This is a genomic window from Desulfobaculum senezii (assembly GCF_054657395.1).
In genome coordinates this window covers 31,657-52,206 of record NZ_BAAHYU010000001.1, presented here as the reverse complement: position 1 = coordinate 52,206, position 20,550 = coordinate 31,657, and the positions used below count along the sequence as shown (strand labels likewise).

Genomic DNA, 20,550 nt, shown 5'->3' with positions numbered 1-20,550 from the left:
GCCAGTGTCCGACTTTATCCCCGTATGCACCCCGGTTCTCGACGGCAACGAACTGCGCTACGTGACACAGTGCGTGGAAACGGGCTGGATTTCATCCGAGGGCGAATTTGTCCGGCGGCTGGAGGACGGCATGGCGCGCCACTGCGCCCGCCGCCACGGCATTGCCGTCTCCAGCGGCACCGCAGCACTGGAAGCCGCCATGCACGCCCTTGGCATCGGCCCCGGGGACGAAGTGATCCTGCCCACATTTTGCATTATTTCCTGCGCCGGCGCCGTAGTGCGCTGCGGCGCGCGCCCGGTGGTTGTGGACTGCCTGCCGGACACATGGTGCATGGACCCCGCCGCCGTACAGCGCGCCCTAACCGCCAAAACCCGCGCCCTGCTGGCCGTGCACACCTACGGTCTCACCGTGGACATGGCCCCGCTGGTGGACCTTGCCCGGCGTGAGGGCCTTGCCCTTATCGAAGACGCGGCAGAAGCCCACGGGCAAAGCATTGGGGACGCCCCGTGCGGCAGCTTTGGCGACATCAGCATCTTCAGCTTCTACCCCAACAAGCTGGTCACCACCGGCGAAGGGGGCTTGCTCCTTACAGATAGCGACGCCCTTGCCGAGCGCCTGCGCGAGCTGCGCAACCTGTGCTTTCAGCCCGGGCGGCGCTTTGTGCACCACAGGCTGGGGTTTAACTGGCGCATGTCCAACGTGCAGGCGGCCCTTGGCGTGGCCCAGCTGGAACGCCTGCGCCCCCACAGGCAAAAAAAGCGCGCCATCGGCCAGCGCTACGCGGAGCTTTTGGCGGACACGCCCGGCCTCATACTGCCCTGCCCCACGGGCCCCGGATGCACCAACGACTACTGGGTGTTTGGCGTTGTTCTGGATGACGACGTCCCCCTTGCCGCCGATGACGTCATGCGCCGCCTTGGCGAAGCGGGCATCGGCACGCGCCCCTTTTTCTGGCCCATGCACGAACAGCCCGTGTTCCTCAATATGGGCTTCTTCGCCGGGGAATCCCATCCCGTGGCCGAACGCCTTGCCCGGCGGGGCTTCTACATCCCAAACGGCCTCGGCATGACAGAGGACCAGCAACAGCGCGTGGCCCGCGCCGTAAAGGAGGCGCTGCGCCATGCCGCATGACCCCACCGCACCACGCCCCAATGGGTCCGCCATCTTTGACGAATACGCTACGTATTACGATTTGTTGTACCCAGAAAAGAACTCCGAGGCCGAGGCCGCATTCGTGTTGGAGCGCCTTGCCGCCCACGCAGGCCAGCCCGAAACGCTCCTTGAATTTGGCACCGGCAGTGGCCGCCACGCGGAGCACTTTGTCCGGCAGGGGGTGGCCGTCACCGGTGTGGAGCGCAGCCCGCGCATGCTCACGCTGGCCACGGCGCGCAATATGGACGTTACCTGCGCCATGGGCGAGCGCCTGACCTACGTGCAGGAGGACATCCGCACCCTGCGCCTGCCCCGCACCTTTGACGCCGTTGTCGCGCTTTTTCACGTCATCAGCTACATGACCACGCCGCAGGACCTTGCCGCGGCCATGGACGCCGCAAGCAGGCACCTGCGCCCCGGCGGCGCATTTTTGTTCGACTACTGGTACGGCCCCTGCGTCGAGGCCCAGCCCCCGCAAATAACGGAGAAGCATGTGGACGCCGAGGACGTGCGCCTGCACAGGCGCACCACGCCCACCATGGACCCCGCCGCGCACACCGTCACCGTGCACTTTGACCTCACAGTGGAGCGCGAAGGCGCCCCGGCCCGGCACATCAGCGAGGACCACATCATGCGCTATCTGTTCCAGCCCGAGGTCACCGCCGCCATGGACGCGGCAGGGCTGGACCTTGTGGAACAGGGCGAATGGCTCACCCGGCGCGAGCCTTCGCCCGAGACCTTTGGCGTCTACGCCGTGGGGGTGAAGCGGGCATGAAGGGCGCGGTCTGCATTGTTACCCCCTACGCACGTCCTGAGGTGAACCCCACCCTCGTCAATCTGGCCGAGGCCCTTGCCGCACGCTTCTACCGTGTGGACATCCTTGGTCCGGACGGCGATATGCGCGTCAGCCTGCCGGACGGGCTGACCGGCATTGTGGCGGAGCACGGCCCCTGCAACCCCATGGCCCCCTCTCCCGGCGGCCTGCGGGGGCGGCTGGTCCGGCGGCTGCGGCGCACGCGCCGCCCGCGTCAGCTGTGCGCCAGCGACTACAAGGCCATCATCGGCGTGGACCCGCGCGGACTGGAAATGGCCCACCGCCTCAACACCCACGCGCGCCTGCCCCTTGTGTATTTGTCCTTTGAGATCATGTTTGACGACGAGCTCACCCCGGCGGAGCGCCCCCTGCGCCGCGCCGAGCGTGCGGCATGCCGCAACGTGCAGCTGACGCTGGTGCAGGACGCCGGACGCGCCATCCTGCTGGCCGAACAAACAGGTCTGCCCCGTGAGGACATGGTCCTTGTGCCCAACGCGCCCCTGCGCACCCCCCTGCGCGAAACGCGCTGGCTGCGCAGCCGCCTTGGCATCCCGGACGAACGGCGCATCGTGCTGTATGCGGGCAGTCCGTCGAGCTGGGCGGGCCTGCACCTGTGGCAGGACATGCTGGCCACATGGCCCGAAGAATTCCTCTTGGTGGTGCATTGCCGCTCCGGCCTTGGCCCGCGCATGGACGCCCACCTCGGGCGGCTGACCGAGAGCGGACGCCTGCTCCTCTCCCATGGTCCAGTACCACCGGAAGTGCTCCCGCAGGTCTTTGCCTCTGCGGATTTTGGCTTTGCGCCCTACATGGCCACACCGGACGACTGGACCAGCGGCAAGAACATCACCCACATTGGCTTTTCCTCCGGCAAGGTGGGCTGGTACGCCCTGTGCGGCCTGCCCATCCTTGCCAGCGCCCTGCCCGTGTTCATGCGCGAGTTCACGCGCTACGGGTGCGGCCGCATCTACGAGCAGGCCTGCGAGACCGGACGCCTGCTCACGGAAATGGACCGCGACTACGCCTTCCACTCGCAGGAGTCCCAACGCTTTTATGACGAACGCCTCGACCCCGCGCCCGGGCTGGCCGCATTCTGCGACAGGCTGGAGGCACTGCTGGCGCAGGAGGCCGCGTGAGTACGCCCGTCATTTCCGCCGTTCTCGGCTCCTACAACCGGGCGCGCTTTTTGCGGCGCACCATCGCCAGCCTGCGGCGCGAGCTGGCCCCCCACCCGCATGAAATCATCGTGGTGGACGGCGGCTCCACGGACGGGGCCACCCGCTGGCTGTGCAGGCAAAAGGACGTGGTGACCATCGTCCAGCACAACCGCGGCTCGTGGCGGGGCGCGCCCCTGCCGCGCCGCTCGTGGGGGTGGTTTATGAATCTGGCCTTCAAGGCCGCGCACGGACGCTTCGTCCTCATGGTCAGCGACGACGCCCTCCTCGTCCCCGGCAGTGTGGACGCGGCCCTTGCCCGCTACGGCGCCCTGACCGGCGCTGGCCGCCGCGTCGGCGCGCTGGCCTTCTACTGGCGGGACAGCTTCCGAAAGCGCCCCTACATCGTCGGGCATTCCTTTGGGGGCAAAGTCTTTGTGAACCACGGCATGTATCTGCGCGAAGCCTTGGAGGAGGTGGGCTACTGCGACGAGGACGCCTACAGTTTCTATCACGCCGACGGCGACCTGTGCATGCGCCTGTGGGACCGGGGGTGGGAGGTCGCGGACGCGCCGCGCTCCTTTGTGGAGCACTTCCCCCACGCCACCAAGGCCATCCGGCAGGACAATCTGGCCCGCGCGGACGAGGACTGGGCCACCTTTTGCCGCCGCTGGAAGCCAGATGACGCCTCCACCACAGGGGCCATCACCAGCCCCCATGTGGACACTTCGCGCACGGCCCTGCGCTTTCCCGCGCGCGACATTGCGGCGCTGTACGCGCGGCGCGCCATCTCGCGCCTGCGCCGTCTTGCAAAGAAAAGGGAGGCGCCCCATGCGTGACGCCCTGCGCGCCCTGCGCGACTCCTTCCGCGAGCTGACGGGCACTGCCGACGCGGCCACGCGCTTCCGCCAGCTTCAGCGCCGCCTGCATCCCGGCACCATCGCCGCCCATGATGAACTGCTGGACTGGGCCATCGCCGCCGCAGACAAGGACGCCCCCGCGCCGCAAAGCGCCAGCCTCGCCGCAGAGGGCCTTGCCCTACGCGCCAAGGCCCTGCGCCACTTTACCGGACGCCTTGCTGGCAGCCCCTTGCGCGTGCTGGTGCATGTTCCCCCGGCTTCGGTCTCCCCCGCCGGATACTCGGCCTACACCAATCTGGCCCAGAGTCTGGACGTGCTGGGCGTGCCCACACTGACGCAGCCCTTTGGCGCGCCTTGGCAGGAAACGCTGAAGCGCTTTACCCCCAACGCGTTGCTGACCAGCGACCACCACGTCTACCTTGACGACATCGACCGAAGCGCCCTTGCGGACTACCGCCAAAGCGCGCCCCTGCACCTCTTTCTGACCGCCTCGCCCGAGGGCGAAGCCGACGCCCCCCTCAGCCAGCGCCTGACCCGCGCCGAAGAGCTTGGCGTAAGCGGCTACACGTCGTGGCATGCGCGCGAGTCCTTGGACCACGAGGCTTATGCCCCCTTCCATGACCGGGGACTGCCCATCCTGTCCGTGGAGTTTGGCGCCAACATTGTGGACTTCTACCCGGCGCCGGGTATCAGCCGGGACATTGACTACGTGTTTCTGGCCTCGTCCAACCGCTCTAAGTGGGACCGCTACGCCGACTGGCTGGCCCCCATCCTGCGCGAAAGGGCGGGATTCGTGGATGGGCCGGGATGGCGGCATGCGCGGCGGTGCCTGCTCTCCGACGCGCCCCCCGCGGCCCAGCGGAGCATCCTTGCCCGGGCGCGAGTGGGGCTGAACCTGCACCTTGCCTCGCAATTTTCACGGCCAACGGAGCTGAACGAGCGCACCTACATTCTTGCGGCCTGCGGCGTGCCCCAGCTGGTGGACCGCCCCGCCCTGCTCCCGCGCCGCTTTGATGAGGACGCCCTCTTTGTGGCCGACTCCCCGGCGGCCTACCGCGACCTGCTGCGCACCATACTCGCGCGGCCGGACGCGGCGGAAAAGCGCGCCCGCGCGGCCCTGCGCACCGTCTTTGACAGGCACACCACCTTCCACCGCGCCGAAGCCTTTGCCCGAGAGCTTGCCGCCCTTGTCTGCCCAGCCCACACCACCGCCCAAGGAGACGCCCCATGCCCATCCTGCGCCGGATAACAAACCGCCTTGTCCGGGCCGGAACGCAGGCCCTGTTTAGCGCGGTCAACCGTCCGGGCGGGCGCTTTCATCTGGTGAGCCGCCCCACGTGGCACTGGACCATGCCGGACTGGGACACCGTGCACGCCATCGCCCGGCTGGACGACCCGCGCGGGGCGGACCTGATGCGCCTGTACGCCCTGCACGCGAACATCCGCCGCGTACTGGATGCTGGCGTCCCCGGCGCGCTGGCCGAGCTTGGCGTCTACCGCGGCGTCACCGCGCGTCTTTTCCGCCATCTTGCGCCGCAGCGGCGCCTGTATCTTTTTGATACCTTCGAGGGCCTGCCCCAACGCGATATCGACGCCGACCCCGTCAACAAGGCCGGGCGCGAATGCGCCAACACCAGCCTTGATCTGGTAAAACAGCGCGTCGGCGAGGATGGCGTCACCTACTGCCCCGGCTATTTCCCCCAAACGGCCAGCGCCGTACCGGACGAAGAGCGCTTCGCCGTCGTGCATCTGGACTGCGACCTGCTGGAACCAACCCGCGCCGGGCTGGCCTTCTTTACCCCGCGCATGAGCCCGGGGGGCGTCATCATCGTGCACGACTACGCCGGAACCCGCTGGCCGGGCGTGGCCGAGGCCGTGGACGGCTTCTGCGCAGGGCGCCAAGTCCGCCCCGTTATCCTTCCCGACGCTTCCGGAACCTGCATCATCGCCATCCCCGCCGCGCAGGCGGAGTCTGAGCGCGCACGGAGTACCACATGACCACCTCCAATGACGATATCCGCCGCCTTGCAAAGCGCCTCCAACTGGACCCCAACGGCTTTGAATCGAACCTTGCTCTTGGGCTGCTGCACTTCCGGCGCGAGGAATACGCCGACGCCCTCACCCGCCTCTTGAAGGCCATTGACCAGCGCGAAACCCCGGAGCTTGTGCTTTTTGCCGGCGCCCTCGCCCATGAGACGGGGCAGGCGGACACTGCCGGGCGCCTGCTGGAGCGCGCCGTGGCCCTTGCGCCGGAGGACGCCGACGCCCACGCGCACCTTGGCCGCTACCGCGCCGCACAAAGCGACATGCCCGGCGCGCGGGAGCATCTTGAGCGCGCCCTTGCCCTGCGCCCGGACGATGCGGAACTGCACAACGACATTGGCGTGGCCGCCTATTCCCTTGGCGACCTGCCCGCCGCGCGCCGCGCCCTTGAACGCGCCACACAGCTGGCCCCCCAGCAGGATACCTTCCGCGCCAATCTTGGCTACGTGCTGGTGTCCCTTGGCGAGGTGGACGCGGCAACGGCCATTGTCACCGCGCTGGAGGGCGAAGGCGCAGAGGATGAAGCCCACCGCCTGCGTGAAGCCATCGCCACCCCCGGCGCGCCCGCAGCCAGCCCCGGCGAGCCGCCCCTGTCCTCGCGCCTTGGGCGCATCTCGCCCATGAGCATGATTGGCAACTTTGGCGAAGGGGCCGGGGATAAGCGCCCCGCGCTGTCAGTCATCGTCCCCGTCTACAACGAAGCAGGCAACATCACCTCGCTGTATAAAGAGCTGGCCGAGGTGCTGAGCGCCCTGCGCGAAACATGCGAAATCATCTTTATTGATGACGGCAGCACCGACGGCTCCGACACAGTGCTGGCGGCCACGGCGGAGAACGACCCCCGCGTCAAGGTTATTGAATTCCGCCGCAACTACGGGCAAACCGCGGCCCTGTCAGCCGGGTTCAAATACTGCCGGGGGGACATCGTCATCACCCTCGACGGCGACCTGCAAAACGACCCGCACGACATCCCCCGCCTGCTGGAAACCATGGCCGAGGGGTATGACCTCGTGAACGGCTGGCGCAAATACCGCAAGGACGCCGCCCTCACCCGCCGCCTGCCCTCGTGGGTGGCCAACCGCATCATCAACAAACTCATTGAGGGCACGGGCGTGCAACTGCGCGACTACGGCTGCACCCTCAAGGCCTACAAGCGCGGCATTATCAAAAACATCCGCCTCTACGGCGAGATGCACCGCTTCATTCCCGTGTTTGCCGCGTGGCTGGGCGTGCGGGTGGCGGAGATTGAAGTCCATCACCGCCCGCGCATCCATGGCGAGGCCAAGTACGGCCTCTCCCGCGTTTTGCGCGTGGTGCTGGACCTCATCGTGGTGCGGTTCTTTTCGGATTATATGACCCGGCCCATTCATTTCTTTGGCAAAATCGCGTGGCTGACTACCGGGGCGGGCCTTGGGGGCGTGGCGCTTTTGGCGCTACTTAAGGGAACTATAGGGCTTGGCGTGTCGTGGGGGATACTGCTGGTGCTGGCGGCCCTTGCGCTTATTTCGGGGGTTCATATCGTCTTCATGGGCCTTATCGGCGAGCTGCTTATCCGCTCGTACTTTGAGGGCCAGCACAAGGACCAGTTCGTGGTCCGCAGGGTGCGGGGAGAATAGCGTATGTGCGGCATTGCCGGAATACTGCATGCGGACGCCCGCCCGGTGGACGACGCCGTCCTTGACGCCATGACCGACGCCCTCGCCCACCGGGGGCCGGACGGACGCGGCACACGGATTCTGCCCGGTGGCGGCGGCCGCGCCAGCGCGGGCCTCGGGCACCGCCGCCTTGCCATTGTGGACCTGTCCGAACGCGGCGCACAGCCCATGTGCAACGAAGACGGCACCATCTGGCTCACCTTCAACGGCGAAATCTACAACCACCGCTCCATCCGCCCCATCCTTGAGGACCGGGGGCATGAGTTTGCCTCACGCACGGACTCGGAAGTCATCATCCACGCCTACGAGGAATGGGGGAAGGACTGCGTGCGCCGCCTTGACGGCATGTTCGCCTTTGCGGTGTGGGACTGCGCGCGCGGGGAGCTTCTTCTCGCCCGTGACCGATGGGGCAAGAAGCCGCTCCACTACTGGGCGGATAACCAATCGCTGGCCTTTGCTTCCGAGCTTGGCGCACTGCTCCTCGCCCCCCAGATTCCCCGCCGGGTTAACGTGCATTCCCTGTCCCGGTTCCTCCTGCACGAGTACATCCCGGCGCCACACTCCATCATCGAAGGCGCGGCCAAGGTTCCGGCGGGGCATATGCTCCTCTGGTCCGGCGGCGCGCCGCGCATTGAACGCTATTTTGAGCCGCCCTTTGTGGACGCCTACGCGGACCTCTCCCTGCCGGAAGCCACCGCGCGCCTTGAGGGCCTGCTGAAAGCCGCCGTGGAAAAGCGCCTGATGAGTGACGTGCCCCTTGGCATCTTCCTCTCCGGGGGGCTGGACTCCAGCGCCATCACCTCGCTGATGGCCGAATGCCTGCCGCCGCAGGACATCCGCACCTTTTCCATCGGCTTCAAGGAGCAGAGCTTTGACGAGTCCCCCCATGCACGGGCCGTGGCCTCAGCCATAGGCACCCGGCATCACGAGCGTCTGCTCACGCCGCAGGCCATGCTGGACATTCTGCCCGGCGTGCTGGACAGCCTGTCCGAGCCCATGGCCGACCCCAGCATCCTGCCCACGTCGCTGCTCTCCGCCTTCACGCGAGAGCATGTCACCGTGGCCCTTGGCGGCGACGGCGGCGACGAACTCCTCGCCGGGTACGACCCCTTCCGCGCCCTGACCCCGGCGCGGCTTCTGGACGCCCTGCCGCGCGGCCTCATGCGCCTTGCCACGCGCGCGGCCTATGTCGTCCCGGCTTCGGAGCGGAATATGGGACTGGTCTTCAAGGTGCAGCGCTTTTTGCGGGGCATGGGCTACACCGGGTGTCAGCGCCAGCAGGCGTGGCTTTCCGCCTTTCTGCGCGAGGAACAACAGCCCCTGCTGCACCCGGACGCACTGGACGCCGTGGCGGGCTTTGACCCGCTGGATGACCTCGCCGCGGACTGCGGCGCACGCCACTTTGCCAGCGACATCGACATGGCCTCGTATTTCTACCTGCGCTACTACATGGCCGGGCACATCCTCGCCAAAGTGGACCAAGCCTCCATGAGCCATTCGCTGGAGGTACGTGCGCCGTTTTTGGATACGGACCTTGCCGCCTTTGCCTGCGCCCTGCCCCCGCGCCACCGCCTGCGCGGCATGACCAGCAAGGTCATCCTGCGTCGCCTGCTGCGTGACCGTGTACCCCGCAGCATTGCGGCGCGCGGCAAAAAGGGGTTCGGCATTCCGCTGGCCGCATGGCTTCGCGGCCCCCTGCGCCCGCTGGTGGAGGACACCCTTTCCCCCCGCGCCCTCGCGGCGGAGCCACTCTTTAACACCAAGGCCGTCCGCGCCATCGTGGACGAGCACATGTCCGGGCGCCGCGACAGGCGCAAGGAGCTGTGGACCCTTATATGTTTTCAGTCATGGAAGCGCCGCTTCTGCCCCTAGCCGCCCCTGCTCCCTCAGAAAACGCGCGCAGATTCTCCCGCTCGCCCCCTCAAAACACGCAAACAGCCCCGGCTCCCAAATGGGAACCGGGGCTGTCCTTCACAGCGGGCCGCGTGCGGCCTACTCGTCGTCTTCCGTCTTTGCGGAGCGGGTTTTGCCATACTCGACGCGCGCTTCCCAGACCTTTTTGCCAATGCGGCGGCCAAGGTCGGCCTGCCGGGAGCGGATGAGCGCTTCGGCGGCCTCGCGGTTGCCTTCTACCTTGAGCATGGTCGCGGATTCGAGATCCCGCAGATATTTCTCGCACTCCCGGACAAGTCCGGACAGGTCGAGTGTGCCGAGTTCCTCAGGAACCCGCACAGAACGTACTTTGCGCGGCATTGCGTTATCCTCCGATACCATGAAATACGATATGATTACATTTTGTCAACGCCGCGTCTGGTGCCAGCTGGCGCCTCTATGCCGGTTCGCTGGCGGACCGGGGCGCGTCCTGCGCCGCCAGCCGCCGCAAAGCGCGGATGCGGTCCAGCACCGGCGGGTGCGAATAGTTGACGAACACATACGCCGGATGCGGCGTTAAATTCGACAGGTTGGACACGGACAGCGTCTTCAGCGCAGTGACAAGGGCCTCCGGGTCGCCCGTGGTGCGCGCGGCAAAGCGGTCCGCCTCGTACTCATGACGGCGCGACACCGCCTGCGCCACAACGGACAGGACAAGGGACACCGGCGTATACAGCAGCATAAAAAACACCAGCCCGGCATACACCGTCGGCTGGGCCATGCCGAACGCTCCGGCAAGCTCCGCGTCCGTCAGGAAAAAGGACATCAGCCAAAACACCACGCCCGTCTTGATGATGGACACCACAAGAAAGCGGCGCACATGCCCAAGGGAGCTGTGCCCCACCTCGTGCGCCACAATGGCGACAATCTCACGCGGGGTGTGCTTGTCGATGAGGGTGTCGAACAGCGCAATGCGCTTGCGCTTGCCGAAGCCCGTAAAAAAAGCGTTGGATTTGGCCGAGCGACGCGAGCCGTCTATCACGAACAGGCCCGACAACTCAAAGCCTACCTTGTCGATGTAGGATTCAATGGCGTCGCGCAGCTGGCCCGGCCCCAGCGGGGTAAAGGTATTGAACAGCGGCAGGATAAACGTTGGCGCAATGTACTGCAGGCCAACCATCACACAGACCAGCGCGCCCCACGCCCACAGCCACGCCAGCTCGCCCGCCGTGGTAAAGAACCACAACAGCATCGCCAGAATGGGCCCGCCAATGGCGACGGTCAACAGCCATGACTTGGCCCTGTCCATGGCGAACGTCGCAAAGGTTGTGGTATTGAATCCAAAACGTTCTTCAAGGACAAAGGTACGGTACAGGGCAAAAGGAACAAACAGCACCTCATTCAGGGCCAGCAGGATGCCCATGAACACCAGCCCCGTCACAAGAGGCCCCCCGCTCACGGCGCGGGCGACGGCGTCCACCGCCGGAAAGCCCCCAAGCAGGATAAAGGCAACCATGGCCGCCAGCCCAACAGTATCCGCCACCAGCGAATACCGCGACGTGGCGCGTGTATATTCCTGCGACGACGCATAGGCCTTCGCATCAAAAACGTCCGCAAACTCCTGCGGCACCGCGGGGTCCAGCGCGGCGGCATTCAGGCGGGAGACCGTAGTATTCACGGCCCAGCCAAGGACCATGGACCCAATAATGACAATGAGATAAATATTCATGGCAGGCTCTACTCGAATGTTTGACGACAACAAACGGGGATGAAGTGGTACACCCAGTCGCAGTCTTTCGGTTCCACGGTGACATACGGCAATTCCTGAAACCCGGCAACACGCGCCGCGCCTTGTCCGGACTCTCCAGCCTGCGCGAAGCCCGCTCGCGCGGCGAAATCACCGTCCCAGCGGCCCGAAGCGCCGCCATCAAAGATGAGATTGAAGCCATCGGCGTGCCGCACACCGAGGTGGGCCGCATCCTCATGAACAGCGCGCCCTGCGGTTTTGACACGCCCCTCGCGCCGGGAGCCGTCTACGACGTGCATCCCCTCGCCCCGCCCGTGGACGTCACCACGCCCCATCCGCTCCGCCCCACGCCCTTTCCGGGGGTGCGCTTTATCGTGGACGTCAACGTCCGCCAGCTGGGCACACTCCTGCGCCTGCTTGGCTGCGACGCGGCCTTTGACAACGCCTGGGAGGACGACGAAATCGCCCACCGCGCAGAAAAGGAACGCCGCATCGTCCTCACACGCGACCGCGCCCTGCTCCACCGCTCCGCCATCATCTGGGGCCGTCTCATTCGCAGCGCCGCGCCGGACGATCAACTGCTGGAGGTACTCCGCCTTTTTGGCCTCACCGGTCCCTTTTCCCCGTTTACCCGCTGCCTGCGCTGCAACACGCCGCTTGAGCGCGTCCCCAAGGCGGACATCATCCACAGGCTTCAGCCGCTCACCAAAAAACACCATACCACCTTTCACATCTGCCCAACATGTCAGCGCATCTACTGGCCGGGCACCCACAGGGACGCCATGCTGGAGCGGCTGGAACGGTTGGGGATTCGTGTTGACGGGGATGATGGTTGAGGGGAGAGAGGGAGAAAGCAAAGAAAAAGCGGCCGACGCAGAATGCGTCGGCCGCTATGGTATCGAAGTGGCGTCCCCAAAAACGCATCGGCACGATGCTCAATAGCAATTCCTGTACGACACGGGGCCCTCACGCGGACGACGCATCGTCCTCCTCGGGACGAATGTCGACACTCTCCAGCGCCGCGATAAGTTTTCCACCTGCCGTTTTTATATGTGCCCGCATCGCCGCCTGTGCAGCTTGGACGTCATGGGCCACAATGGCGTCTATCACGGCTTGGTGCTCTTCCTCGACGTGTGCAAAGCCCCAATCATACTTCGCTTTTTGTTCCATCCACCGACGCATGGGATGGTGCAACTCAGAAAAGAAGCGCATAAAAATATCGTTATGGCTTGCTACGGCAAGAGCCTTGTGGAAATCGAGGTCTGCCTTGATAAGGCTATGATTATTCTTTTTCGACTGGATAAGCAGGGTCTGCTGTTTTTGGATTTCTGCGATATCAGCATCCGTAGCCCTTTCGGCGGCAAAGCGGACAATGGTCTCTTCAAGCTCCGCACGTGCTTCAACGAGTTCCCGCACTTTTTCCTGCCGCAAGGTAATGAGCGACAATCCCGCAGAGCTTGGAATCTCCGAGGCATCCGTTATTCGAGTTCCTTGCCCTGGGCGGACAGACACAAGACCCAAAATTTCCAAAGCCCCAATGGCCTCGCGAATGGAGCTTCTGCCCACGCCAAACTGCTCCATGAGTTGTGGCTCCGGCGGCAGTTTGTCTCCAGACCGCATTTCCCCACGGGCAATCCGGTCGACCAGCTCTTCTATGATCTGGTCTGAAAGGCTTTTTCGTTTCAGTCTAGGCTGGGTACGCTTCATGCTGCCTACTTTATTCAGTCCGGGTGCCCGGTTAAAAATGACTTCGCTTTCATATCAAGCACGTGCCGGGGGCTACCATATTGACAATTCTGGGAGGAAGCAATATCCACAAGTCAGAACATCAGATGTTCTGACTTTGTTCTTTCAAGCCTCCACATCGTGTGGAACTCATTTGAGCAACAGTTCGCCCCCAAAAGGCACACTCCCGTCAGACGATGGGGATGCCCGGCGCGAGGTGCTTGCAGAAAAAAAGGAGCTGGACGTATGGGCAAAAAAATAGGCTGGATCGGCACCGGTGTCATGGGCGCATCCATGTGCATGCACCTTCTCAGAGCCGGGCATGACGTCTTCGTTTACAACCGCACCCAGTCAAAAGCCGAAGGCCTCGTAGCCGAGGGTGCCACCTGGTGCGACACCCCCGCCGAAGTCGCTCAAAACGCGGACGTCATCTTCACCATTGTCGGATACCCTGCAGATGTTGAGGGAACCATCCTTGGTCCAAACGGTGTTCTCGCCAATGCCGATTCTGGAAAAATTATCATTGATATGACCACATCCGAGCCCGCCTTGGCTCAACGGATTGCCCAAGAGGCCTCAGCCAAAGGTGTTGAAGCGCTGGACGCCCCTGTGTCCGGCGGCGATGTGGGAGCACGCGAAGCAACCTTGGCCATCATGGTCGGCGGAGAACAGGCAACGTTCGAGAAGGTCAAAGGCCTCCTGGATATCATGGGGGACAACGTTCGGTATCGTGGCAAGGCCGGAGCCGGACAGCACACCAAAATGTGCAACCAGATTCTCATCACTGGAAACATCGTCGGTGCCGTGGAATCCTTGTTCTACGCGCATAAGGCAGGCATGGATCTGCATGAGGTCATCGACGTTATTGGTACTGGCGCGGCCGCATCCGCCTGTATCAACGGATTGGGGCGCCGCATAGCCGATGGCGACTACGCCCCCGGTTTTTATATCAAACATTTCGTCAAAGACATGAGAATAGCCTTGGCTGAAGCGGAACGGATGCAAATAAGCCTTCCGGGACTCTCCTTAACCAATCGCTTTTATACCTTTGCTATGGATCTCGGTTACGAAAACCTCGGCATTCAAGCACTGTACAAAATATTCGAAAAAATGGGCAACGAAGAGTGCGCCTGCACATCAGCTTGACCCTCAGCCACAAACTCTTTGTCCCAGCCCCTTAGCCCTCGAATGAGACCAAACAAAAAAGCGGCCGACGCAGAATGCGTCGGCCGCTTTGGTATCGAAGTGGCGTCCCCAAGGGGATTTGAACCCCTGTTATCGGCGTGAGAGGCCGACGTCCTAGGCCAGCTAGACGATGGGGACGCGCTGGCGGTCCGGGTTGTCCGGATGCCGAGTGGTTATGAAGGAGGGGGTGGGGGAAGTCAAGTGGTTTTTCTCCATCCACCGGCAGCACAAGCGCACCGCGCTCTTGGGTCCGGCGGGGCTGACGTTGTTCTCTCTGTCAGGCGTGGACTTTTTCGCCCGTCTGGGGCTTAATATGAAGGATTGGTGTGCTGCAACAAGCAGCCCGACCAACACGCAACGCATAAGCCAAGGAGAGCGCAATGGGGATACGTGTAAAAATGCTGGCTCCCCTCTTGATGGTGGCCTTACTTATGGCAATTTCCGGTTATCTGGTGTTGAGCAGTCAGTTCAACAAACTGGAGAAATCCTTCGTTTCGCTGACGCTCCAAGGCAAAATGGATGACGCACAACAATCCATCGCCCAAATGTCCCACAACGCCCTTCAGCAAGCCGCCCTCTTCAGCCAAATGCCCGCGGTGGTGCGTGCCTTCGAAATTGCCCATCAAGGGAATATGGACGCGCCCAAGGACCCATTTGCGCAACAAGCGCGTGAAGAACTCCGCCGCTCTCTCGCCTCCATACTTAATGGCTACAAATCCATCGTCGGCACCTCCTTTCGCGCGCACTTTCACTTACCGACGGCACGCAGTCTTGTACGCGTCTGGCGCGACAAACAGGCCAAACAAAACGGCCAATGGGTAGACATTTCGGATGATTTGTCCACATTCCGCAACACGGTCATCGACGTCAACACAACAAAGGCCCCTCTTCAAGGCATTGAGCCTGGTCGCGGCGGCTTCACCATTCGCGGCCTTGCGCCCGTCACCTCACCAGACGGCACCCACCTTGGCTCCGTGGAAGTGCTTATTGGTTTTGCCAGCGTTTTGCAGGCTCTTGAATCCTCCAAGCACATCCGCACCCAACTCTATATGGACGCCGCCCTTCTGCCCATCACCACAAGACTCCAGGATCCGGAACGCAACCCCCTGCGCGACGGCAAATACGTTCTCGTCTACGGCAAGGACAACACCGAGGTGCAAAACCTGACAACCGCCGACTTTCTCGCTCAGGGCATGAAAACGACCCACGTCGCGCTCAAGGGCGCGTCCGCCCTCGGGGCCCTTCCTGTCAAAGACTACCGCGGCAACGTTATAGGCTCCATCGTCATGGCCATGGATATTTCGACCCAGCTCGCCATGGTCAGCACCGTTATGTGGGCCATGGCCGGAATTATCGCCATTCTGGTCGCGGTGCCCATCGTCATCATTCTCTTTGTGCTCCAACGCGCAGTCATGCTCCCCGTGCGCGACTGCGCCCACATCGCCACACAGATTGCCTCCGGCAACCTGCAATCCGCCCGCGTCGCGGAACGTTCGGACGAAATGGGAACCATCTTCAGGGCCATGCACACCATGCAAGACAAACTGACCGACACCATCAGCGACGCCCAAGACGTCGCAGCAGACGTCGCCGACGAGTGCAGCACGCTTGCCTCTTCCAGCGAAACTCTGTCGCAAGGGGCAACACGACAAGCCGCCGGACTTCAGGAGGTTTCCGCCAGCATGGAGGAAATGTCCGGCTCGCTCAAGCAATCTGCCGAGATTGCGGGCAAGACAGAGACCATTGCTTCACAGGCCGCCCAAAATGCGCAGACAGGCGGCGATACGGTCAAGCGCACCGTAGAAGCCATGAAGAAAATTGCGGAGGAAATCACCATCATTGAAGACATCGCGAGGCAAACCAACCTGCTCGCCCTCAACGCCGCCATTGAGGCCGCCCGAGCGGGTGAGGCAGGCAAGGGCTTCGCCGTGGTCGCCGCAGAAGTTCGCAAACTCGCCGAACGTTCCGGCACAGCCGCCGCAGGCATCTCCGAGCTGTCCAGCAGTAGCGTCAGCGTCGCGGAAGAGGCCGGGCGGCTCCTCGAACAAATGGTCCCCGACATCCAAAGCACCGCCGACCTCATTCAGGAGATATCTGCCGCCGCCACAGAACAAAGCGCAGGGGTCACTCAAGTCACTGATACGCTCCATGATCTCGACGCCGTCATCCAAGAGAACGCCTCCGCCTCGGAACGACTGGCCACAACCGCCGCTTCTCTTTCGTCCAAAGCCACAATCCTGAAACGCTCCATGAGTTATTTTCATGTGAATGGCGCAAGGAACAACACGCTTGAAGCAGGGCGCGTGGCATCGTTGGAACAAGGGGAGAAGGCTGGCGAATTTGAACGGTATTAAGGTTTTTGGTTGAAGTGGGGTTGTAAGGAGGGGGTGGAGAGGGGAAGAGAGGGAATGCGGAAATCAGGAAGAGAAAGAAGAGGAAGAAGAGAGGAGGACGAGGAAAAGGTCTTGGTGGTGTGGCGTTGTGGTGGCGGGGCCGAGGAAAGGCGGCCTTGGTGGTGTGGAGTTGTGGTGGCGGGGCCGAGAGGTGCTTTCGTCGGTATTTCTGTATGTTGTCGCCGTGTCTCCGACGGCCAAAGGGTGATGGGGGAACCTTGCAGGATTTGTACAACCCGGAACATGGGTAACACTTCTGTCCGGGAACATAGGTAACAGGTTCTGGCGGTACAGGTTGCCCCTAGGGCCTGACTAAGCCTTTTGTGTCTGAATCATTCAGTACTCCTAAAAAGATTGATCCAGCATAGATATTCATACCGCCCTTTTGGTTTGGCAAAAGGCCCACTGTGCATCGGTGCAGGCTTTGACTGATAAATCTGTGATGTCCCCTCCATTGTATGGAGCCGCTTCGCTTCACTCGCCTCAGAATATACTCAGGGGGGTATACGAAATCTGGAAGGATTCTTGGTGGGCGTCTGCTTGATGGCGCATAAAGAGCAGCAGGCGTTCGCATGCCTAAAGCTTCATGACCGCGGCTATGGTTGTAAATCCTCCGCCATGTCTGACACCTGCGTCTTTGGCGGCGAAGAGTGTCTGCTCTACGAAGTTCTCGCTTTAAAGAGCGGTGCATTCGTTCGTGCGCACCATTTTGTTGAGGCTTTCCCGGTTCAATGAATTCCACGGTTATTCCGAGGCGAAGCCACTGGGCGCTAAGGCGCGATATTCCTCCGGCCGCACAGCTCGCAAAGGGAATTCCATTATCCACCCTGATAATTTGAGGTAAGCCGAAGTAGGAAAAAACACGGTCACAGGCTTCTTGTGTTGGGGCCAAGGCTGGTTGGGCAAGTGGATCACAAGCCAAAACGTAACGGCTGTGCAGATCCATTACAGTGAAGGGCCAGCATTTCTTACGATTGGGCAACTCAAACCAACCTTTATAGTCCATTGTCCATACATGATTAGGATGCCTTGCTTCAGTGAGCTTGTTGGGCCAGTTGCGGATAACAACATTACGGCGTCTGCGGGGCTTGCTAAGTCCTTCCTTTTGGAAAATCAAAGCAATCGTACTTGGCGCCGGAGGCCTTAGGCCAAAGCGATCGCTTACTTCAGATGCTATTTTCTTTGGCCCCCAACTTGGATTTGCTTTGCGCAAAGCAATGAGGGCCTCTCGCATCTCGATTGGCGTGCGATGCGGACAATTTCGCGGAGCTCGACTGTGTTCGCTTAAAGCAAATATTCCATGCATTTGTGCGCGATTGAGCCATTTATAGCCAGTTTTTCGGCTAATGCCATATTTTCTACAAAGCCAAGACATGTTCTCAGCTCCTGACCCAGCCTCTACAACAAATCGAATCCGTTCATCCATAGGTCTTACCTCTGTCCAGGGCATACGCTACCTCCAGGCAGACTATGCCTGAAGTGTTACCCATGTTCCCGGACTAATCTGTTACCTATGTACCCGGACTGTACCATTCCCCCCACACCCTCTGGACACCCGCCCCCCTCCGGCCGGAGCCGGATGAATGGAGGTGGTGTGCGCGAGGCAGTCTCGGGCGTGGTTTTCTGGCTGTGGTTGGGCGGGCCGGCCGGGTGCTTTGCGCGGATGTTTGTGGTGGGTTTGTGGAGGAGCGCAGCACGGGCTGGGCCGCTCTGGACGCTTGGAAGCGTCCGAATGCTTTGGTGCTTCTGTGCTTCGCGCGGAGGGATGGTGGTTGTGGAGTGTTGGGACTGTGGGAGGAGAGGGCGATGGATGATGGCGGGCAGGCCGTGTGCTGTACGCGTGTGTTGGTGGTGGGCGTGTGGCGGAGCGCGGCACGGGCTGGGCCGCTCTGGACGCTTGGAAGCGTCCGAATGCTTTGGTGTTTCTGTGCTTCGCGCGGAGGGATGGGGGTTGGGGAGTGTTGGGACTGTGGAGGGGGAGGAATTCTACATGATGGCGGGCTGGCCGGGTGCTGTGCGCGGATGTTCGCGGTGGGCGCGTGGCGGCGTACGGCACGGGCTAGGCCGCTCTGAACGCTTGGAAGCGTTCGAATGCTTTGAGATTCCGTGCTTCGCGCTGGGGAATGGACCCACTTAGTCCGGCGAACTCTTTTACGGAGCGCACATTCCTCACCTCGGCTCCTTCTCTCCGGGAATCATAGAAAAAACAAAGCCGTATTACAGTCGTAATACGGCCCCATCTTTTCCCAAACAGGGATTCTCACCGCCGCGCCCAAGGCGCAACGCCCCCCCCAAAAACTCTTCCCCTCCACACGGACGAGAGCCGTCAGGGGTGACGATCGTCTTTCTCACGGCACCCGGTCTGTGCGCACATGGGATTCTTAAGGGCCCGCGGCCCTTAAGCCTGCGGAGCACAAAACCGTGTGCGCCTCCGCCTCATCCAGCCACGCACCACCGCCCCCGCAACACACCGCCTTTCACCACCACACACCGCACCACACTGCAACACGGCGCAATGCGCCGCCTTACTTCTGCCCCGTGATGCCGTACTTCTTGAGCTTGTACTGCAGAAGCGACTTGGAAACGCCAAGGGCTTCGGCGGCTTTGACTTTGACGAAGTCGTTGCGGGCGAGGGCGCGACGGACGAGGGCGGCCTCAATCTTTTCGAGGGTGTCGCTGAGGTTCAGACGCGAGGGGAGCAGGTCGACGGCGCCTTTGAACTGCGATTCCTCGTCGCGCACTTCTGCGGGGAGGTCGTCCACAGCGATGGTGTCGCCGGAGGTGAGGACGACGCAGCGCTCAATGACGTTTTGCAGCTGGCGCACGTTGCCGGGCCACTCGTAGCCGGAGATGTAGTTGAGGGCTTCGGAGGAGAAGCCCTGCAAATCCTTCTCATTTTCCGAGGCATATTTGTGCAGAAAATGGGCGGCGAGGAGCGGAATGTCCTCGCGGCGCTCGCGCAGGGGGGGCATCTGAATGCGCACAACGTTGAGGCGATAATAGAGATCCTCGCGAAAGGAGCCATCCTGCACGGCTTTGGCAAGGTCGACGTTGGTGGCGGCCACAATGCGGATATCCACTTCTATCTCGGCGGAACCGCCGACGCGCTCGAACTTGCGTTCCTGGAGCACGCGAAGCAGTTTGACCTGTAATTCAGGAGTGAGTTCGCCTATTTCGTCGAGGAACAGGGTGCCGCCGTTGGCGAGCTCGAAACGGCCGCGGCGGCTGGCAACGGCGCCGGAGAAGGAGCCTTTTTCATGGCCGAAAAGCTCGCTTTCCAAAACACCGGGAGCGAGGGCCATGCAGTTGACGGAGACGAAGGGCGCGTCCTTTCGCGGCGAGGCGAAATGGATGGCGCGGGCGACAAGCTCCTTACCGGTGCCGGATTCGCCTTCGATGAGTACGGTGCTGCGTGTGGGCGCGGCTTTGTCCACCATATCCAGCACTTGGTGCATGGCCTTGGACTTGCCGATGATGTTGTGCAGGCCGTAGCGCTCTTCGAGGTTTTCACGCAGCAGGCGGTTGCTGCGGTGCATGTCCGCAAGCTGTGTGGCCTTGGCGATGGAGAGAAGCAGCTCCTCGTTGGAAAAGGGCTTGGTGATGTAGTCGAAGGCGCCGATGCGCATGGCCTCCACGGCGGACTCAATACTGCCAAAGGCGGTCATGATCAGCACGGGAATATGGGGATAATTCCGGTGCACGTGCTCCAGAACCTCGTTGCCGGAGAGCTTGGGCATCTTCATATCTGTAATGAGGACGTCCACTTCGGACTCCTCCAGATAGGTCAGAGCCAGTTCCGGATCGGAGAGCGCGGTGACGTTGTACCCCGCCTCGTCGAGGAGGGCTTCGAGTACGACAAGATAGTTCCGTTCATCGTCGAGTACGAGAATATTATGCGCCATTGTTGCCTGTCACCTTGCTGAACTGAAACGTGAATGAAATCTGTCTG

16 protein-coding genes and 1 tRNA gene are annotated in these 20,550 nt (G+C 62.3%); 11 read left to right on the top strand and 6 right to left on the bottom strand.

Translation table 11 applies throughout. The features are described from left to right. The first annotated feature begins 4 nt into the window (after positions 1-4). Genes ACYQ2T_RS00215 through asnB form a run of 8 tightly spaced genes read left to right on the top strand, consistent with a single transcriptional unit; the run spans position 5 to position 9,551 of the window. Positions 5-1,132, top strand: a complete 1,128-nt coding sequence (locus tag ACYQ2T_RS00215) for a DegT/DnrJ/EryC1/StrS family aminotransferase (RefSeq protein ID WP_459897508.1) — start codon at positions 5-7, stop codon at positions 1,130-1,132. Beyond that, positions 1,122-1,928: a class I SAM-dependent DNA methyltransferase gene (locus tag ACYQ2T_RS00210; protein WP_459897507.1), complete on the top strand. Its 807-nt coding sequence runs from the start codon at positions 1,122-1,124 to the stop codon at positions 1,926-1,928. Before ACYQ2T_RS00215 ends, ACYQ2T_RS00210 begins: the two co-directional genes overlap by 11 nt. Then, positions 1,925-3,103 carry a glycosyltransferase gene (locus ACYQ2T_RS00205; RefSeq protein ID WP_459897506.1) on the top strand — a complete coding sequence of 393 codons (1,179 nt, stop codon included), beginning with the start codon at positions 1,925-1,927 and terminating at the stop codon, positions 3,101-3,103. The genes ACYQ2T_RS00210 and ACYQ2T_RS00205 overlap by 4 nt, the downstream gene beginning before the upstream one ends. After that, a complete protein-coding gene (locus ACYQ2T_RS00200; RefSeq protein ID WP_459897505.1) occupies positions 3,100-3,960 on the top strand; it encodes a glycosyltransferase family 2 protein in 861 nt (286 codons plus the stop codon). The genes ACYQ2T_RS00205 and ACYQ2T_RS00200 overlap by 4 nt, the downstream gene beginning before the upstream one ends. Continuing rightward, complete coding sequence (locus ACYQ2T_RS00195) at positions 3,953-5,230, top strand: glycosyltransferase family protein (protein WP_459897504.1); 1,278 nt, start codon at positions 3,953-3,955, stop codon at positions 5,228-5,230. The genes ACYQ2T_RS00200 and ACYQ2T_RS00195 overlap by 8 nt, the downstream gene beginning before the upstream one ends. Beyond that, positions 5,209-5,979, top strand: coding sequence for a TylF/MycF/NovP-related O-methyltransferase (locus ACYQ2T_RS00190; RefSeq protein ID WP_459897503.1), 771 nt, complete (start codon positions 5,209-5,211; stop codon positions 5,977-5,979). The genes ACYQ2T_RS00195 and ACYQ2T_RS00190 overlap by 22 nt, the downstream gene beginning before the upstream one ends. Next, complete coding sequence (locus tag ACYQ2T_RS00185) at positions 5,976-7,640, top strand: glycosyltransferase (protein ID WP_459897502.1); 1,665 nt, start codon at positions 5,976-5,978, stop codon at positions 7,638-7,640. Before ACYQ2T_RS00190 ends, ACYQ2T_RS00185 begins: the two co-directional genes overlap by 4 nt. A 3-nt stretch (positions 7,641-7,643) precedes the next feature. Beyond that, the gene (asnB, locus tag ACYQ2T_RS00180) at positions 7,644-9,551 is read left to right on the top strand and encodes an asparagine synthase (glutamine-hydrolyzing) (RefSeq protein WP_459897501.1); all 1,908 of its coding nucleotides are present in this window, start codon (positions 7,644-7,646) and stop codon (positions 9,549-9,551) included. A gap of 120 nt (positions 9,552-9,671) precedes the next feature. Here asnB and ACYQ2T_RS00175 read toward each other — a convergent pair whose 3' ends face one another. Next, positions 9,672-9,932: a hypothetical protein gene (locus ACYQ2T_RS00175; protein WP_404846178.1), complete on the bottom strand. Its 261-nt coding sequence runs from the start codon at positions 9,930-9,932 to the stop codon at positions 9,672-9,674. A 76-nt stretch (positions 9,933-10,008) separates the two neighbouring features. Beyond that, positions 10,009-11,280, bottom strand: coding sequence for a M48 family metallopeptidase (locus tag ACYQ2T_RS00170; RefSeq protein ID WP_459897500.1), 1,272 nt, complete (start codon positions 11,278-11,280; stop codon positions 10,009-10,011). Positions 11,281-11,324: 44 nt separating this feature from the next. Here ACYQ2T_RS00170 and ACYQ2T_RS00165 point away from each other — a divergent pair, with 44 nt between their 5' ends. Then, the gene (locus tag ACYQ2T_RS00165; RefSeq protein WP_459897499.1) at positions 11,325-12,134 is read left to right on the top strand and encodes a Mut7-C RNAse domain-containing protein; all 810 of its coding nucleotides are present in this window, start codon (positions 11,325-11,327) and stop codon (positions 12,132-12,134) included. A 130-nt stretch (positions 12,135-12,264) separates the two neighbouring features. Here the strand turns inward: ACYQ2T_RS00165 and ACYQ2T_RS00160 are convergent, their stop codons facing one another. Continuing rightward, complete coding sequence (locus ACYQ2T_RS00160) at positions 12,265-13,005, bottom strand: FadR/GntR family transcriptional regulator (protein WP_459897498.1); 741 nt, start codon at positions 13,003-13,005, stop codon at positions 12,265-12,267. A 159-nt stretch (positions 13,006-13,164) separates the two neighbouring features. On the opposite strand from ACYQ2T_RS00160, the gene ACYQ2T_RS00155 reads away from it, so the two are divergent. Further along, a complete protein-coding gene (locus tag ACYQ2T_RS00155) occupies positions 13,165-14,169 on the top strand; it encodes an NAD(P)-dependent oxidoreductase (RefSeq protein ID WP_459897497.1) in 1,005 nt (334 codons plus the stop codon). A 100-nt stretch (positions 14,170-14,269) separates the two neighbouring features. Here ACYQ2T_RS00155 and ACYQ2T_RS00150 read toward each other — a convergent pair. Continuing rightward, positions 14,270-14,346: transfer RNA gene (locus ACYQ2T_RS00150), tRNA-Glu, on the bottom strand. Between the two features lie 260 nt (positions 14,347-14,606). On the opposite strand from ACYQ2T_RS00150, the gene ACYQ2T_RS00145 reads away from it, so the two are divergent. After that, a complete protein-coding gene (locus ACYQ2T_RS00145) occupies positions 14,607-16,562 on the top strand; it encodes a methyl-accepting chemotaxis protein (RefSeq protein ID WP_459897496.1) in 1,956 nt (651 codons plus the stop codon). 340 nt (positions 16,563-16,902) lie between these two features. On the opposite strand, the gene ACYQ2T_RS00140 is transcribed toward ACYQ2T_RS00145, so the two are convergent. Both ACYQ2T_RS00140 and ACYQ2T_RS00135 read right to left on the bottom strand, forming a co-directional pair. Further along, on the bottom strand, positions 16,903-18,027 hold the full coding sequence (locus ACYQ2T_RS00140; RefSeq protein WP_459897495.1) for an integrase core domain-containing protein: 1,125 nt from the start codon (positions 18,025-18,027) through the stop codon (positions 16,903-16,905). A 1,099-nt stretch (positions 18,028-19,126) separates the two neighbouring features. Beyond that, positions 19,127-20,503 (bottom strand): sigma-54-dependent transcriptional regulator, encoded by a 1,377-nt coding sequence (locus ACYQ2T_RS00135; protein WP_459897494.1) that lies wholly within the window; start codon positions 20,501-20,503, stop codon positions 19,127-19,129. Between the last annotated feature and the right edge of the window lie 47 nt (positions 20,504-20,550).